We start from the raw sequence: 350 nt of genomic DNA on the forward strand, positions 1-350 counted from the left end.
ACTCCGAGCCAGGGCCCCTGGGGTGACAGCGGGGTGGTCTCGTACCAGTCGACGAGCCGTTCCCTGGCCAGGTCGCGGTCGACGACCAGACAGGCGAACGCGGCCAGCACCCAGAACATCAGGAAGATGTCCAGCAGGGCGGTGCGCGACAGCACGAAGTGCAGCCCGTCCAGAGCCAGCAGCAGACCGGCGAAACACCCCAGCAGCGTCGAACGCGTCATCCTGCGCGCCACCCGCGCCAGGATCAGGATCGACAACGTGCCGACCACCGCCGCCGCGAACCGCCACCCGAACGGCGTCATCCCGAACAACCACTCGCCCGCCCCGATCATCCACTTGCCCAGCGGCGG

1 protein-coding gene is annotated in these 350 nt (G+C 69.1%); it reads right to left on the reverse strand.

Annotation, left to right across the window (positions count from 1 at the left end):
- Positions 1 to 350, reverse strand: a 350-nt coding sequence (locus V5E28_RS49265; RefSeq protein ID WP_336217223.1) for a phospholipid carrier-dependent glycosyltransferase, incomplete at both ends; no start/stop codon positions are given.

Source organism: Nonomuraea sp. LPB2021202275-12-8 (assembly GCF_037044575.1).
Classification (GTDB): Bacteria; Actinomycetota; Actinomycetes; order Streptosporangiales; family Streptosporangiaceae; genus Nonomuraea.